Annotated in this window: 12 protein-coding genes and 1 pseudogene; 11 read left to right on the forward strand and 2 right to left on the reverse strand. The window is 69.0% G+C overall.

Translation table 11 applies throughout. The annotated features are described in order from the left end of the window. Positions 1 to 12 precede the first annotated feature (12 nt). The 5 genes from FXF50_RS29165 (at position 13) to FXF50_RS04590 (ending at position 9,516) form a co-directional block, all read left to right on the forward strand. Entirely contained in the window at positions 13 to 291 is a 279-nt protein-coding gene (locus tag FXF50_RS29165; protein ID WP_187399513.1) for a hypothetical protein, read from the forward strand. Positions 292 to 569: 278 nt separating this feature from the next. Continuing rightward, positions 570 to 3,737, forward strand: a complete 3,168-nt coding sequence (locus FXF50_RS04570; RefSeq protein WP_187399514.1) for an NACHT domain-containing protein — start codon at positions 570 to 572, stop codon at positions 3,735 to 3,737. A gap of 176 nt (positions 3,738 to 3,913) precedes the next feature. Continuing rightward, positions 3,914 to 7,033 carry a patatin-like protein gene (locus FXF50_RS04575; protein ID WP_187399515.1) on the forward strand — a complete coding sequence of 1,040 codons (3,120 nt, stop codon included), beginning with the start codon at positions 3,914 to 3,916 and terminating at the stop codon, positions 7,031 to 7,033. An 894-nt stretch (positions 7,034 to 7,927) separates the two neighbouring features. Further along, on the forward strand, positions 7,928 to 9,151 hold the full coding sequence (locus FXF50_RS04585) for a M4 family metallopeptidase (RefSeq protein WP_148425949.1): 1,224 nt from the start codon (positions 7,928 to 7,930) through the stop codon (positions 9,149 to 9,151). Positions 9,152 to 9,207: 56 nt separating this feature from the next. Continuing rightward, positions 9,208 to 9,516 carry a protealysin inhibitor emfourin gene (locus tag FXF50_RS04590; RefSeq protein ID WP_148425950.1) on the forward strand — a complete coding sequence of 103 codons (309 nt, stop codon included), beginning with the start codon at positions 9,208 to 9,210 and terminating at the stop codon, positions 9,514 to 9,516. Here the strand turns inward: FXF50_RS04590 and FXF50_RS04595 are convergent. Then, the gene (locus FXF50_RS04595; protein WP_148425951.1) at positions 9,502 to 10,026 is read right to left on the reverse strand and encodes a DNA cytosine methyltransferase; all 525 of its coding nucleotides are present in this window, start codon (positions 10,024 to 10,026) and stop codon (positions 9,502 to 9,504) included. The two genes, FXF50_RS04590 and FXF50_RS04595, sit on opposite strands and share 15 nt — an antisense overlap. Positions 10,027 to 10,328: 302 nt before the next feature. Between FXF50_RS04595 and FXF50_RS04600 the strand changes: the two genes are divergently transcribed. After that, positions 10,329 to 11,063, forward strand: a complete 735-nt coding sequence (locus FXF50_RS04600) for a hypothetical protein (protein ID WP_148425952.1) — start codon at positions 10,329 to 10,331, stop codon at positions 11,061 to 11,063. 23 nt (positions 11,064 to 11,086) lie between these two features. Here FXF50_RS04600 and FXF50_RS04605 read toward each other — a convergent pair. Beyond that, positions 11,087 to 11,269: pseudogene (locus FXF50_RS04605) on the reverse strand (site-specific DNA-methyltransferase); the annotation flags it as partial. Positions 11,270 to 11,766: 497 nt separating this feature from the next. On the opposite strand from FXF50_RS04605, the gene FXF50_RS04610 reads away from it, so the two are divergent. The 5 genes from FXF50_RS04610 (at position 11,767) to FXF50_RS04630 (ending at position 16,246) form a co-directional block, all read left to right on the forward strand. Next, on the forward strand, positions 11,767 to 12,423 hold the full coding sequence (locus FXF50_RS04610) for a response regulator transcription factor (protein ID WP_187399516.1): 657 nt from the start codon (positions 11,767 to 11,769) through the stop codon (positions 12,421 to 12,423). 198 nt (positions 12,424 to 12,621) lie between these two features. Next, positions 12,622 to 13,401: a hypothetical protein gene (locus tag FXF50_RS04615; RefSeq protein WP_148425954.1), complete on the forward strand. Its 780-nt coding sequence runs from the start codon at positions 12,622 to 12,624 to the stop codon at positions 13,399 to 13,401. 35 nt (positions 13,402 to 13,436) lie between these two features. Beyond that, the gene (locus tag FXF50_RS04620; RefSeq protein WP_148425955.1) at positions 13,437 to 14,984 is read left to right on the forward strand and encodes a phage tail sheath C-terminal domain-containing protein; all 1,548 of its coding nucleotides are present in this window, start codon (positions 13,437 to 13,439) and stop codon (positions 14,982 to 14,984) included. 36 nt (positions 14,985 to 15,020) lie between these two features. Next, a complete protein-coding gene (locus FXF50_RS04625; protein WP_148425956.1) occupies positions 15,021 to 15,545 on the forward strand; it encodes a phage tail protein in 525 nt (174 codons plus the stop codon). Then, the gene (locus FXF50_RS04630) at positions 15,545 to 16,246 is read left to right on the forward strand and encodes a hypothetical protein (protein ID WP_222865992.1); all 702 of its coding nucleotides are present in this window, start codon (positions 15,545 to 15,547) and stop codon (positions 16,244 to 16,246) included. Before FXF50_RS04625 ends, FXF50_RS04630 begins: the two co-directional genes overlap by 1 nt. The last annotated feature ends 4 nt before the right edge of the window (positions 16,247 to 16,250 follow it).

Raw genomic sequence — 16,250 nt, forward strand, 5'->3', positions numbered from 1 at the left:
CAGCAGTAGCTGGTGCAGTTGGCAGATCGTGCGGGTGTGATCGGCGCCGAGGAACCGGCGGCGGTCGATCAAAATCCGCAGCAGGGCGAGCTGTTCGTCGTTAACCAGCGGGTGCAGGCCGGCCATCCGGGTGCCGACCAGCGCCACGAAGTGGGCCCGGGAACGGCGCGAACGCTCTACCGGCCGGTCTCGGGTGCGTCCGGTGCAACGTCGAACGCCTCCCGCCGCCGCCTGATCATCGGCTACCTCGGCGCTCTCACCTGGTGGGCGGCCGGCTCGCCGCGTGGTTAGAGCGAAAGGTCAGGCCACGCGTCCAGCTCGTCGACTGTGCTGTCGACAAACGGCCGCGGGATTTGCCCGAACGCCGCGCTGGCCCCCGGGTGCGAGCACTAGCGTGGGACTGGGGGGATCGCCACCGTTGGCCGGTACCAACGGCGTGGATCATGGGGGTGTCCATGCGTGGGCCGAAACGTGGTCCGGTCTGGGCGGCCCAGTTGTGGATACGTCAGCGCCGGCGCAGGTGGCGTACCCGACGGGAACGGCAGGCCGAGCGGAGCCGCCGTCGACGGATGGACGAGCGGCCCGACCACCGGATGAGCTGGCGGCACCACCGCGGGCTGCGGTGGGGGATCGTCGCCGCCGCCGGGGCGCTCGTGGTGTGGACCGTTTTCTCCCTGGTCCTGACGGTCTTCAACAGCGAGCCCGGTTTCCTGCGAGTGTCGAAGTGGTGTGCGGGGGACCAGCCGAGGTCGTACTACTGCGGGCAGGTGGAGGGGTTCGTCAAGGGGCCGCTCATCTTGGCGCTGGGGCTCGCGGCCTTTCTGTTCTGGCGGTACGTCCCGGTCCGTCGCTGGTACGACCGCAACGCCCTTCGCAATCTCCGGATGGTGCTTCCCACCGCGGAACGCGACAGCACAGCGAGTTCGGTCGTCGGCCGGGACGAGCTGTGCGAACTGATGGTCCAGCGGCTGCGCGACGAGCACCGCCGGCGGCCGCTACTGCTGGTGGGTGGCATCGGGACCGGCAAGACCGCGACTCTGGTCCGACTCGCGGAGATGCTGTTGGCCAGCGACGTCGTGCCGGTCGGCATCGATCTGCGCACCGTCACGGACCCGGCGAAGCTGAACTTCCACCAGCTTGCCCTCGAACAGTTCCAGAAGACCATCGACAGCCAGTTGCACGCCTCCGGCGAGGCCGACAAGGTGTGGCGGCGGCTGTGGCTGGAGAACCGGATCGTGGTGCTGGCCGACGGCCTGGAGGAGGCGCTCGCCGACTCCGGCCAGCCCGCCGACCGGGACAGCGTCCTCCGCGAGGCCGTGCGGGGCGCGGTCCGCGAGCGGCTCCCCCTGGTGGTCGCCTCACGGCCGGACGATCCGTTGCGCGGGTTGGACGCGCTGCTGCTGCAACTGGAGCCGCTCTCCAACGGTGCCGCGTTGGAGTACGTGCAGGCCCGCAGCCACCGCTCGGACGCCGGCCAGCACTGGGACCGGATCGGCGACCTGGTCAAGGCCGCCGACGTCGCCGGCTCACCGTTCTACCTCCGGGTCATCAGCCAGCTGCACCAGGTGGACCGCCTGCATCGGGTCGGGCCGACGGATCAGGGCAGATCTGCGCTGCGCTGGTGGCTGCTGGAGGAGTGGTGGGCGGCCATCGTCGCGGGGGATCTGTACGAGGACTACGGCATGCCGCAGACCGAACGGACCGACGCCATGGAGGTGCTCTCCGCGCTCGCCTGCATCGGGTTGCGGGACAACCGGCTGTCGGTGGGTACCACCGATCTCCTGAGCGCCGACGGCGTGAAGGACGCTGGTCGGCGGTGGATTCTGGCCGAGCTCCGGGCGCGGCTGCGCAAGCTCAGTGCCGACAACCCGCAGGACCTCGGGCTCGCCGAGACCACCGGGGAGGAGCTGAACATCGTGGTGAAGCGGCAGGACGGGGTGCGTTTCCAGAGCGGCGTGCTGCAGGCGTACCTCGGCTCGCGCTACCTCACCGCGGCCCTACGCGACGAGGACTTTCTGGAGCAGGCCTTCACCGAGAACCGCGGCCCAGGACGGGAGCTGCTCGCCGCCCTCACCCTCTACACCCGCAGCTCTGGCGCATTCGAGCGGCTTGACGGGCGGCGAAATCCATCGGTGGCGCACGGCACCCTGGTAAGGCTCCGCAACGCGGTCCGGCAGGCGGTGCGACCGTCCGCGAGCGCCGGCGACTCGAGGACCACCCGGGACCGGTCCATCGCTCTCGTCCACCGGCTCTGCACCGCGGCGACCGGGACACGCAACCGCACCCGAGCCTTGGAGCTGTTCGCGGCGGCGCTGGAGATGGACGCCGCCAGCGGGCACACCGTGCACCGGAAGCTGGCGGACGCGATCCTCGGCGCCTGGGCGAACTACCAGGGAGACGGCTCGGTCACCGACCGCCCGCTCGAGGACGCCAAGGTCGCCCTGGTGCACCGGTACGGCGACGCCGCACGGCAACTACGGGACCGGCCCCCAGAGCCCACCGGATTCCGGGGACAGCCGCCCACACCGCAATACCGGCAACTGTTCCAGATGATGGCGCACGAGACGTCGTACCTACCCCGGCTGACCGCGGCCCGCCAGATCGCGAGCGGCGGCAACGCCGCGGTCGGCTCGCTGCGCGACCTGCTCGACCAGCCGCCGGAGACGGCCGACACCCAGGGCCGGGAGCGCCTGGAGGAGCTGCGGACCTGGCTCGCCCCGTCACTGTTCCTCCACACTGACGCCGCACACACCCCTGGCGAACCGGACTGGCAGGGCGTGGCGCGGGATACCCTGCGCCGCTGGGTCGACCGCCTGGCCACCGACTTCCGCGAGGGGGCCCGCGTCTACGAGATCACCCTGGCACAGGGGTTCCGGATGGCGGCCAACTGCCGCACCTACCCGGCGCACCGCAGCGTGCTGATCGAGGAAGCCGAGAAGGCCCTGCGGCACTCCCGGTTCTGGTACTCCCACCTGGTGCTCATCCAGGCGCTCACCCTGCTCGCCCTCCCCCGCGACCCCGGCGAAGCGTTACGGGAACGGGGGCACGGTTCGGACCCACGCGGCCTGGTCAGCTTCTGGACCTCCATCGCCGGCGGCGGACACCGCGCCCCGCAGCCCGGCAGCGGCACGGCCCACCCCCTCGTCCTCGAGGTCGCGGACCTGTGCGTCCAGGCGCTCATCGACCGCCACCCCGAGCGACACTGCTGGCTGGACGAGCGGGAGATCGTCGGGCAGATCGGGTCGGTCAGCCCCCAGCCGGACATCCGCCGGCACCAGGCCTCCTGGCTGCCACCCTCGCACGGCTGGGCCGTCCTGGAACCGCGGGCCCAACGACTACTGGCCGACGTGATGCTGCTGCTCAACCTCGCCGACCGGGGACGCGACAACGACCAACGGGCCCGCCGGCTCACCCGCGCCAGCCGAGCCGAACTCCCCCCGTGCCTCACCATCGACCGCACCGCCATGCGGGTCAACCTGAGCCGCCGCCAAGCCCACGACGTACAACCAGGCGCCACCTGCATCGACGACTGCCCGTTCCGGCTGTGCCCGCTACCGCCCAAGGGCGACGAGCTGCCATACCAGATGGACGAGGCCTTCTGCGCCCACCAAATCGACCTCGTCGGGCGCTCGCTCCGCTCGCCCGGGCGCGCGGACTGGCAGGCGGTCAACCGGCAGGACCTGCGGACGTTCTGGCGGGAGATGTCCGAGCGGATGGCCCCCGCTTGGCGGAAGTAGCCAGCCCGCCGACCGAGGCGAATGACTACCTGTGGTTGCGTGCCGACGCGCGTCGCAACCGGCAGGAACGGGCTCCGCTGAGCCTGCCGCCGGCGTACGGTATCGGACATGTACGGACGATTCCCCCGAGCGGTCACGCCCTCGCTCGCCCTCACCGTCGGGCAATAATGGCGAAAATGCGTGAGGACCAGGCACGGCCGCGGCCGGTGTCCTCCAACGACGAAGCCGACCGGCAGGACATTCGCCTTGCCGTGGTGATGACCGGTGGACTCAGCCTGGCGGTGTGGATCAGCGGCGTCACCCTAGAGGTCTTCCGCTTGGCCACGGCACGCACGGGCACGGAATCGCCGTACGCATCGCTGCTGGATCTGCTTCGGGCCGATGTTCGTGTCGACGTCATCTCGGGCACCTCGGCGGGCGGTCTCAATGGCGCCTCCCTCGCACTGGGTCTGGCCAGAGGCGGGGACCTGTCCGTCATGCGGGACCTGTGGCACGAACATGGCAGCCTCGACCGGTTGTTGCGCGATCCGTTGACGCGCCGTCCACCGTCCTTGCTCAAGGGGGACGATTTCTTCCTTCCAAAGGTGAGAGACGCCCTGGAGAAGCTCGTCTCGGCCACCAGGTCGCCATCAGGCCGGACCGACGACGAACGAGCGCCGATCGAGCTGGTGTTGACCGGGACGCTCTGGCAGGGTCGGTCCACGGCGTTCACCGACGACCTGGGTGTCGGGATCACCGAGACCGACCACGACGCCACCTTCCGGTTCGCCGATCTTCGGGCTGGCTACCGCGACGGACGGCCGGTCAGTGGTGACCTCTCCGCCGATGCGGTGCTCGATGAGTTGGCCGCCGCGGCGCGATGCACGTCGTCCTTCCCGGGCGCGTTCGAGCCACACTTCGTGCGGGTGAGCCCTGGAGATCCAGGCGGCGATCTGCGGTGGGAGTCCGCGGCGGGCCGGGCCAACTTCCGGGAGGCCCAGCACGTGGTGGACGGCGGAGTGCTCCTCAACAAGCCGATCCGCCCTGCGCTGGAGGCGGTGTACCGGCAGACCGCCGGGTTCCAGGTGCGCCGGGTACTCGCGTACGTCGTCCCGGATCCGGGCGAGCCGCTCTGCCCCTCCCCCGCCGCCGACTCGCCGGCCGCTGGGCATGCGGACGCCGCCGGCCCGGGGTCGCCGCTCCCGTCGGCCCACGAGGTTCTGCTCGGAGTCCTCACTCGGCTACGTGCGACCGACTCCGTCTCCCGGGAACTCACCGAGATTCGCAGCCGCAACACCACCGTGCGGATGCGCCGCCGGGCTCGGGACCGGTTCGCGACGGCGATGATCGGCGTCGCCGACCAGCTTTCCGAGGGGGCGTGGCCGGCGTACCTGGAGGTGCGCGTCGAGAACGCGGCCAACACGATCGCCCCGCTACTTGTGGCGGGGCAGCGCGGCCGACCCGCCGAGCAGTGGAGCAGGCAGGAACTGCTCGCCGCGCTTCGGCGGCAACGGATGTCGTTCGTCCCGAAGGGCCCTCTCGCGGAAGCGCTGGGGAGAGCCGGAGCGAGCTGGGACTGGGGGCAGACCACAGTCCAGCGCCTGGCCGACATGACCGTCGACCTGCTCAAACGGTCGGTGTGGCTGGCCCACCTCGGGACGCCGGAGCGGACGGCGATCGTGCGCTGCCGCGAACAGGCAGCCGACACGCTGAAGGAGATCTACGCAGACCGGGAAGATCTCAACCGCTACTGGTCCACCGCACCGACCGGGCCGGCGCAGTACGGCATCGACCCGATGCCCAGGCGCCGGGGCTCGCTGAACCAGACGGCCGACAACCTACCCGAACTCGAACGCTGGCTCGCCGCAGCGTTGACGGCGTGGGACGCCCTACCCGTCCCCGGTGACGGCGTGCGACGGGCCCGGCTGCACCGACAAGCCCTCGAACTGGCCCGGAGTCTTCGCGCGGTCGCCCCCGCCCTGCGGACGGTGAGCGAGGCAGGAAACGACGTGCTCGATCCGGACGGCGAGTGGACGCAGCGACTTGCCGCACTCCACCAGTTCCTCGTCCCGATGCGGTCCGCCGACGAGACGGTGCTGCAGAACATGTTGCGCCTCGACGTCGTGCAGCTCGCCTTCACCAGCGCCAGTCAGGAACCGGAGCAGGAGGTCGAGCTCGCCAAGGTCTCGTCGCTGCACCCGGGCCGACTGACCGGCATCCAGCTGCATCACTTCGGTGCCTTCTACCGCGGCTCGTGGCGCCTCAACGACTGGTTGCACGGCCGGATGGACGCGGTCGAACAGCTCATCCGGATCCTGCTGGCACCGGAGCGACTACGGCAATGCCTGCTGGCACCCGGAGCAACGACCTGCGCCGGTCCTCGGCCGGCTCGGACCGAGGCGGTGGATCGGCTGGTGGAGGCGTTTGAGCGATGCGCGGTTCCCGACCAGTCGTCGGACCGAGTGTGGTTGGCCGAGCAGTGGGCGCAGGACCGCGCGGCGTGCGAACGCGAGGCGCAACAGATCCTCGCCAACTCGGACGCCCGCTCGTTGAACGCCTGCACCCGGGCCCTCGCCCGACCGATCCAGACCGCGGTGCTCAGAGAGGACCTACCCGGACTCGCTGACGCAGTACGTGCCGAGGGGATCGATCGCGCCAGGACGAGCACGACGTGGTTGGCGTCCTTCGACGCCGCCGACCGGAAGTCAGGTCAGCAGATGTCGGCCCAGGACCTGTGGCGGTTGTGGGACGAGGCAGCACAGATCGGCAGCGAACGCATCGAGGGCGATGTCGGCAGTGACACCTTCGCCCGAACGATGTCGCACACGGCCACCGTTCTCGCCAACGTCGCCGGCGACACGGCGCGCACCAAGCCGCTGGCCGTGATGCTCTCCGCCTTCCGCGGCTACGCACTCGCCGTCTGGGCGATGGTGGCCCTGCTCACCCGCCACAGCGCGATGGGCACGCATGCCGTGGAGATCGCCGTCGCGGCCGGCGCTGTGCTGCTGGCCGTCTCTCTGCTGGTGCCCGCGGTGCCGGTCGCGCTGAGCCTCCTCGCGGTCCTCCTGCTGCTGGCCGGGTTCTCGGCCGCCGGCCTGCTCTCGCCCCGGACCAGGCCGGTCGGTCTGCGTCTGGTCGCAGCGGCGCTTGTCGTCCTGCTCGCACTCGGCGGCATTCTGTGGTGGGACTGGTCCCGCAACGGCACGGCGCTGATCTGGAGCCTGTCGATCAAGCTCGGGGTCACGCTGCTCATCGTCCTGCTCGGCTGGTGGGTGGCCCGCGCCGGCCCCCGGCACTCCGGCCGCGACCGCGGATAGGTCGCGACGGGCCAACCGCAAGCCTCCGAGGACCGGTGGCGTTTGTGGCGCCCGCGCCACCGGCCTTGGACACGTCACCGCCGCCGAGCCGCTCGCCCTAAACGATGCCCGCCCGATCTACATCGACGCGTGCGACGCCACCGTGACCCCTGCGGGAGCCCAAGCGTTCGCGGCTCACATGCTCTTCGAGATGGCCCGGATGTCGCGCGACGACGGGTTGGTCGTGCGCATCCACCCGGGGGTTGCTCCGCGGTCACGATCCCGAGATCCACGCCGCCATCGGCTCCGACAGCGGTTTCACATCCCCATCGCGATCGAACTCACCCGCGCTCTCCGGCCCCGCTCGGCGCCTTCGGCCGCGACCCGGGCATGAGCGCTGCGGGCCGTTGAACCCTTGCGCCGGCCGGACAATCGAGGCTGAGCTTGCGCACCAGCTGTCGGCATACGAGGCCCCGCCCACCCGGCCACCGGCCACTGTGACGTCAGGCTGAAGAGAAGGCCAACGCCCGATCGCCCAAGTGGTGTGCCTCCTGCCCACCTCCTTGCCGGACGTCTGTTGTATCGACGGATGAAAATTCGTGCTCTCTGAGCAGAACTATCGGCTGGGCGTGGTCAAAGACCTTACGCTCCGAGCCAAACGACCTGCGCTCTTCAAGATCGCGGATCTTCCACCACTTGAAGCTGAACAACGATCACCGATACTCAAGGATTCGCAATTGTGCAGGAGGCCGTTTGGCGCCCTGCCCTCCGTTGCAATCCATCGGCGAGCGCCAGTTCGATGGTTTGTTCATGGCCGCCCCGGCTCAGCGGAGCGGGCCTTGTGCCCCTAAAGTACGGAAATTATGGACCTGCCCGGGTAGGCTGACCTCGACCCGACCAATTCCGAGGTGTTCCATGACCACAGCGCGCCGTTGCCTGAACTGCGTTACTCCTCCCTATATCCTGAAAAAGCTCATCGAGAGCGGGGAAGAAGATATCCGTCAGGCCGCCCTGAATACGCTTGTAAGCACGGCCCAACTGCGCGGAGGGCGAGCCGTACGCGCAAGTTTCGCTGGCGCCGCCGCGGCCCCCGTCAACGGCCGCCGAACGATCTTTGACTGCCACAACAGCACTCCACTTCCGCTCGCCGCGTTGGTCAGGTCCGAGTCTGATCCACCCGTCGCCGATGCGTCCGTCAACCGCGCATTTGACGGACTCGGCGCGACACGCGACTTTTACAAAAAGGTGTTCGACCGCAATTCGATTGATAATCGCGGAATGCGCCTGCAAGGATACGTCCACTTCGGAACGCGCTACAACAACGCATTCTGGGACGGACAAGAGATGGTGTTCGGCGATGGAGACGGACGCATCTTCACAGATTTCACCGGATCCCTCGATGTGATCGGCCATGAGTTGGCGCACGGAGTCACCGAACACACCGCCGGGCTGGATTATCACAATCAATCGGGGGCACTGAACGAGTCAATGTCGGACGTTTTCGGGGCGATGGTCAAGCAGTGGACGCTGCACCAAACGGCAGCCCAGGCGGATTGGCTGATCGGGGCGGAGGTATTCACGCCAGGCATCAAGGCTGATGCGCTGCGGTCGATGAAGGCGCCGGGAACGGCGTTCGACAACGAGCTGTTCGGCAAGGATCCGCAGCCCGCCCACATGAGCCACTACGTCAAGCTGCCGGACACCGAACAGGGTGACTTCGGCGGGGTGCATATCAACTCTGGCATTCCCAACAGGGCTTTCTACTTGACAGCAGTGGGTATTGGCGGGTATGCGTGGGATGCACCCGGGCACATCTGGTACGAGTCCCTCAAAGCGTCCAGCGCTCAGACCCAGTTCCAGGAATTCGCCGACACCACCTATTTGAAGGCGGGACAGCTGTACGGAGCTGGCAGCGCCGAGCAGCAGGCGGTGCTGGCAGCGTGGAGCGAGGTCGGCATACGAGTCAGCGGCGCGCCGGGCGGCGCGGAAGCCCTTCGGGAACGCGTCCCGGCCGGTAGGGGAGACGGCCTGGTTCACGATGGGACAACAATCCCGGCCCTCAAACGGCAGATCGAGGCCCTTTCCGCACAGGTGAATGCGCTGGCCGAGGGCGTCAGTGTGTTGACGCCGAAGCCATGACCGCTTGCGCGCCAACCGTAGGATATTCGGACGATCCCGACTGCTCGGAGCGTGGGATGAAGGTGACGCTGGCGACCCATGGCGGGCAAGCGGCCGCGATCAACCTGCGTCTCCCGCCCCGAGTCGTGGACGCCGAGGCTCTGCCCGAGCAGGCAGCGCGAGAGCTGGCCGAGCTGGTGGAAGCAGCGAAGACAGCTCCGGCTGCCAAGGAACGGAGACCCGGACAGGCCCGGGACGCGATGAGCTACACGATTACGGTGGAGGACGCTGGCCGGTCGGCCGTCCTCACCCAGTCGGACACGACCATGTCGCCGGCCTTCGCCGCCCTGCTCACATGGCTCGAACGACGCCTAGCGATGGAATGACGTGAGAGGGTCATCACGAGCCGTGGCGCCACGCGGGAATCGTCGGTGGGGTGCGCCGATGTCGGATGCGCGAAGGCATAGCCAGCTCGTGTCGTACCCGAGCGTGGCCAAGTCGGCGTGGACGACGTCGAGTCCGCGTCGGCGCAGCGCGGCAACGTTTTCCACGAACACGCGCGGTGGTCGAAGGACGCGAAGGGCTTTGGTGATGTGGTGCCGGAGGCTGGAGTGGGGTCCGGTGATCCCGGCGCGTTTGCCGGCGTTGGAGATGTCCTGGCAGGGGAAGCCTGCCGTGAGGACGTCGACGGGCGGCACGCGCGTCCAGTCGATGGTGCGGATGTCGCCGAGGTTGGGCACGTGCGGCCAGTGGTGGGCGCAGACGGTGCGGGCGTGTCGGTCGGTTTCGGCGTACCAGGCGAGGTGACCGCCGAGCACCAGTTCGACGGCCAGGTCGAGGCCGCCGCTACCGGTGCACAGCGATCCGATGCGCGGTGCGGCTCGGTGGTCAGTCACGCACCTCCCGCCCCGGCGCGGCCACGGCGTGCCCCAGCCGGCTCTGTCGCTGGGGCGGGGTGGAAGCCAATGCACGACAGCCCGCCTTTGCGTCGGCACTGGCCGGAGGTCGAGCTCGTCGGCGGGCATCCGCCCGATGCAGGAGAACCTGCCGGCGCAGGATCGCTGCCCGGCGTCGTTGGCGGGCGGCCGATCAGGTGGTTGGCGCGGCGGGGCGCAGCCGAGTTCCGGTCAAGGTCCCGTTGGGGAGCCCGGTGTCGTGCTCCGGGGATGGCGGTCCGGCTGCCGCTATGGTCTGCCTCGTGAACGGCGGATTTGATCTCCACGACGAACTCGCTCAGGGCGTTCGCGACGCCGCTGGCGCCTGGCGATTCATCCGGCTCTTCACCGCGCGGTATGCGAGCCCGATCATGGCCGGCGACGGCCGCGACGACAGCGAGTTGCGGGCGGCGGAGACCCGGCTGGGTTTCCGCCTGCCGGCGTCCCTGCGTGAGGCTTATGCGCTGGTCGGCAGGCGCTATGACCTGACCCGGAGTCAGGACCGTCTGCTTGCTCCGAATGAGGTCGGCGTCGACGGCACGGGCCAGGTGCTGGTCTTCCGGGTGGAGAACCAGAACGTGGCGCAGTGGGGCGTTCCGCTGTCGGCCGTGACGGAGCCCGACCCGCCGGTGGTGTTCCGGGTTGAGTCGGCCAGCGAGGCCGAGCGGGACTGGCAGCCGTTCCTCGATCGGGTCTCGTTGGCGTGTGTGGAGATGGTGCTGTCGGAGTGGATGTTCTCGGGTGAGGTGTTCGCCGACAACCGTGAGCTGGACGATGAGGCCATCGCATTGCTCGAGAAGGGGTTCCGTCGGCTGCCGATGCCCGATTACCCGTTCTGGGCCGGGCCCGACGGCAGGCCGATGAGGTGGTTCGACGGGCTGGGGGCGGTCCTGCGTGAGGACGGCGGAGCGTGGTTGTGGGTGGGCGCGGCGACGGCGGGCGGTATCGCCGGGGTGCGGCGGGCGTTGCCCGGTGAGTGGTTGATGGACGAGGGGTAGCAGCCGGCTGCGGCGACGGGTGGTCATCGGGACGGACCACCTTCGGTGTCCGTGAGGTCTTCCGGCGTCGGGAGGGCTTGCGGCCGGCGGAAGATCAGCACGTCCTCGTGCGTGATCAGGTGCAGCGGGATACCGCCGGTGCGGGCCTTGCGCACGGTTTGGAGTTGGAAGAACGACGGCCGGGCGACGACTCGACCGGATCCGACACCGCCCGCCATCTCCCGACGGTCCCTAGTGGATCTTCGGTGGACCGCTTACCGGTGGTCAAGCATTCGTACGAGTACGGCCGGGTGGTTCGCCTCATCGGGAGGCGGTTCGGCGGCATCAATTGGCCAGTCCGCCAGATGTTCTGCACAAAATCCGACTCGTCCTTGCGGCTGAGAAGTCTTCAGCCGCACAGTTATGGCTACTGGCTTGCCGGTAGGAGAGCAAGGAATGAGCACGGATGAGGCGCACGAAACCGTTCGTCCGCTCCGAGCGTCCCAAGGACTGGTCAACCGTGCGACGTGCAGCGATGCCAGCCCGGTGCGCAGGCAGCGAAACGTGCATTTGAGCGACTACGTAAGTCTGTCCGGTCGAGCTTTTACTTGCTATCGTCGGTGACCGAATCACGTACGGCCCGGGCTGCTCCTAAGCCGGTGTACGAGAGACCCGCTGAATCGGATTCTCGGGCCCGGTAATGCGTCGGACGTGGGGCTCTGCGATGAATGTACTGGTAGTCACTGAGATCCGGTTGTATCGCGAGGGTGTGGCAGCTGCTCTACGCGTGCTCCCCGATGTGGAACTTGCTGCCTCGGCCGCCACCAGCGCTGCCGCCGTTACGAGTGCGCGACGCATTGATTGCGACGTCGTCCTGCTTGACATGGGGATGGAGGACAGCACCCGGACCGCCCGTGCGCTGGTGGCCGCGCGGCCCCACATCCACGTCGTCGCACTCGGTGTGAAGGAGGACGGCCCTGAGATCGTCGCCTGCGCCGAAGCAGGCGTGGCCGGCTATGTCTCGCGTGAAGCAGGTTTCGACGACCTGGCCGAGGCGCTGCGCGCGGCGGTGCGCGGTGAGGCCCCCTGCTCGGGAAAGGTCGCGGCCGGTCTCATCCGGCACATCGCGCACCAGGCCCGGCTGCGGCAGCATGGCTGCACACCCATCCAGCTCACCAGGCGTGAACGCGAGGTTCTGCGGCTGCTGGAGACGGAGATGACCAACAAGGAGATCGCCCGCGCTCTCGACCTGCGGCTGAGCACGGTGAAAAACCACGTGCACAACATCCTCACAAAGCTGGGCGCGTCCGGCCGTGCCGAGATCCCCCAGGCTCTCGCCCGTCTGGATCTGGATCCGGTACCTGAGCCGGCCGTCGGCTGAATCCTCCCGTCCCTCGCCGGCGCCGCACGCCGGAAAGGGGGCCACGGGACCACCTGTCACGTCCTTTCCACCCCACCTGCCCAGCCGACCTGGGTCCGGGCCTGTCCTGTCCCTGGATCCAAGACCCACCCACGGATCTATTGCCTACGCCGTGCCGCGGACCGCCTACTGGCCGGAGGGCGACCGAAGGAGGCGTACGTGGGCTCGGCACACGGCGGCGAGGACAGCTCGCGGCGCGTGCGTGTCGCGCTGGTCGGCTGCACCGGCCTGCTGGGCGAGATCATCAGCAGGACGGTCCGCGACCAGCCCGACTTCGACGTCGTCGCGGCCGTCGAGCCCGGCGCGCTCCACGCCCTGAGTCCACTCGAGGCCGACCTCCTCGTGTGGAAAGAGGCGGACGAGGCGGCCGTGGCCGCCTGGCTGTGCGATGCCCACGGCGCGCCCCGGGTGCTTGCCACTCTCGGCGACGGCCGAGAGGCGTCGCTTTGGCAACTGACCCCGCAGCGCACCAGGCTCGGCGCGCCCTCCCCCGCCGTCCTCGTCGACACCATCCGCAACGGAGCACCGTCAAGCGAGCCCCAGCAGGACCTCCGACCCCAAGGACATGAGATGCCCGAGCACCTGATCTGGGACGTCACCGTCCGCGCCGACGGCGGTCCGCAGCTGAACGACTCGGGCGTGATGGAGGTCGACGCCTACGACAAGCTGTCCGTCGTCGTGCCTGCCGGAGATGACCTCGCCGTCGACCTCGGGCCGGCGGCAGCAGGACGCATCAGCTGTCTGGTGATCATGCCGACCGAGCCCAGCGACCACCTGTCGTACGACGTCGACGGCACCGGCATCAAGCTTAACCAGCCGCAGTTCCTCTTCGGAGGGGCCGTCGACCTCACCGGCAACCCGGCCGGGCTCACGTTCTCCAATGCCGGGAGCCAGGACGCCGCTGTGGAGATCTTCCTCGGCCGTGACGCCACTCCTTGATCCGCCCGAACGCCAGCACCTGACGGGAGCCTGCGATGACCCTCAACCTCAGCCACCCCGGTGTCTACGTCCGCGAGGTAGGAAGCGGCGTGCGGACCGTCACCGGCGTCGCGACCTCGGTCACGGCGTTCGTCGGACGTGCTCTGCGCGGTCCGACCGACCGGCCGGTTGCCGTACAGGGCTTCGCCGAGTTCGCCCGTGTGTACGGCGGGCTGTGGACCGAGAGCCCGCTCAGCTACGCGGTCTCGCAGTACTTCCTCAACGGTGGCCGTGACGCGCTGATCTGCCGGGTCCACAACGGCGGCGCGAAGGCGACGGCAACTCTCCCCACCGGTTTCGGTCTGGAGGCTGCCAGTGAGGGCGCCTGGGGAAGCCGCCTGCGCGTGCGTGTCGAGAACGCTGCCGAGGAGACTGGCGATGCGCCGGGCACACGTTTCAACCTGCTCGTCAAGGACACGGCAACCGGACAGGTCGAGAGTTTTCTGAACCTCTCGACGACGCCCACGCATCGGCGCTTCGTGACGAACGTCCTGGCCGCGGGCTCGGAGCTGGTCCGGATTCGCGGAGCCGTACCCGCCACGCGGCCCGCGGCCAGCGGTGCCGCTCCCGCCGGCGCCGACCCGCTCGAGCACGCCGCGAGTTCGACCGGATTCGGGAGCGACGGCTCAGACGGCAGCGCGATCACGGACACGCAGATCTCCGACGCAGCGCTCGAGGCTCCGAAGCGGGGGCTGTGGCTTCTCGAGCTCGCTGACATGGTGAACCTGATCTGCATCCCGCCACTGACCCGCACCAACGACGTCGGCAAAACAACGTGGGACGCGGCGCAGTCCTATGCGGCACGACGCCGCGCGATCGTGCTGGTGGACCCGCCCAGCGGCTGGGCCAACCCGGACGCCGTGATCAGCGGTCTCTCCGCTCACGTGACCCGCACCAGCAACGCGGCGATCTACTACCCCCGGGTGAAGTGCCCGGACCCGCTGCGGGAGAACCGTCCCGACACCTTCGCACCATGCGGCGCCGTTGCCGGTGTCATCGCCCGAACGGACGCCACCCGCGGCATCTGGAAGGCGCCCGCTGGTCTTGAGGCGGTCCTGCTCGGGGTCGATGAGCTGGGGTACGCGCTGACCGACGGGCAGAACGGGCGGCTCAACCCCCACGGGGTCAACTGCCTGCGCCAGTTTCCGATCGCCGGGCGTGTGGTGTGGGGGGCCCGGAGCCTCGTGGGTGCGGACCAGCTGGCGTCGGAATGGAAGTACCTGCCCGTGCGGCGTACTGCCCTCCACATCGAGGAGAGCCTCTTCCGCGGTACGCAGTGGGTCGTCTTCGAGCCGAATGACGAGCCGCTGTGGTCCCAGATCCGCCTCAGCGTCGGGTCCTTCATGAACGACCTGTTCCGCAAGGGTGCGTTCCAGGGCAAGGCCCCACGCGAGGCGTACTTCGTCAAGTGCGACAGGGAAACGACCACGCAGAGCGACATCGACCGCGGCGTGGTCAACATCGCCGTCGGGTTCGCGCCGCTCAAGCCGGCTGAGTTCGTCGTGGTGTCCATCCAGCAGTTGGCCGGCCAGGTCGCGGTCTAGCACGTCAGCACCTGAGCACACGAGAGAGGCAGCCTCATGGCGACGTTCACGGTGAACACCCACCGGTTCGACCCGTACAAGAACTTCAAGTTCCGCGTGAAGTGGGACGGTCACTACGTCGCGGGTGTGTCCAAGGTCAGCTCGCTGAAGCGCACGACGGAGGTCGTGGAGCACCGCGAGGGTGGTGATCCGTCCTCTGCTCGCAAGTCGCCCGGCCGGACGAAGTACGAGGCGATCACGCTTGAGCGTGGCGTGACACACGACCCGGACTTCGAGCAGTGGGCGAACAAGGTTTGGAACTACGGCTCCGGCCTCGGCACGGAGGTCTCCCTCAAGGACTTCCGCAAGGACCTGATCATCGAGATGTACAACGAGTCCGGCCAGGTCGCGATCGCCTACAAGGTCTACCGGTGCTGGGTCTCGGAGTTCCAGGCGCAGCCCGATCTCGATGCCAACGCCAACGCGGTGGCGATCCAGTCGATCAAGCTGGAGAACGAGGGCTGGGAGCGCGACTACGACGTGGTCGAGCCGTCCGAGCCGAGCTTCTCGGAGCCGGCCTGATGCCGATCTCACCTCGCGACCGGCTCCGGCTCTGGGATGCGGTCACGGGCATGCATCCCGTGGACGCCGCGGTCCGGTGCCTCGCCGTCGCCCTGCCCGACCTCGACGACCCGGCTGCCCTTCCGCTCGGCGACCGGGACGCCGCGCTGCTCGCCCTGCGCCGTGAGGTCGTCGGCGAGCGGCTGAGCGCACAGGCCACCTGCCCGGCGTGCGGCGAGAGGGCCGGCGTCGAGCTCACCGTGTCGGCCCTGCTCGGCGACATGTCCACCGACCGCTGCTGGCAGCTGGAGCATGAGGGCGCCAGCTACGAAATGCGGGCGCTCACCAGCCGGGACGTGGCCGCGGCGGTGCACGCCGGGTCGCCCGAGGAGGCCCGCGCCGCCCTCGTCCGGGCCGTGCTCGGGAGGGCACCGGGCGAGGAGAACCCCGACGAGGGCATGTCGGCGGCCGTCGCCGCGAGCCTCGCCGAGCACGACAGGGGCGCCGAGATCCTGCTGGCCTGTACGTGTGCGCACTGCGGCGCGGAGTGGGAGGACGTGCTCGACGTGGCCCGATTCGTCACGGCCGAGATCGCCCACCATGGAGTCCGGCTGCTCACTGACGTGGCCGAGCTCGCGCGTGCGTTCGGCTGGTCCGAGCACGCGATCCTCGACCTCCCCGATGCGCGGCGGCGTGCCTACCTGGCCTTGACGGCGGGGTGAGCCT

Origin of the sequence: Micromonospora sp. AP08, from assembly GCF_008085935.1 — a bacterium.
GTDB classification, from domain to species: Bacteria; Actinomycetota; Actinomycetes; order Mycobacteriales; family Micromonosporaceae; genus Micromonospora; species Micromonospora chersina.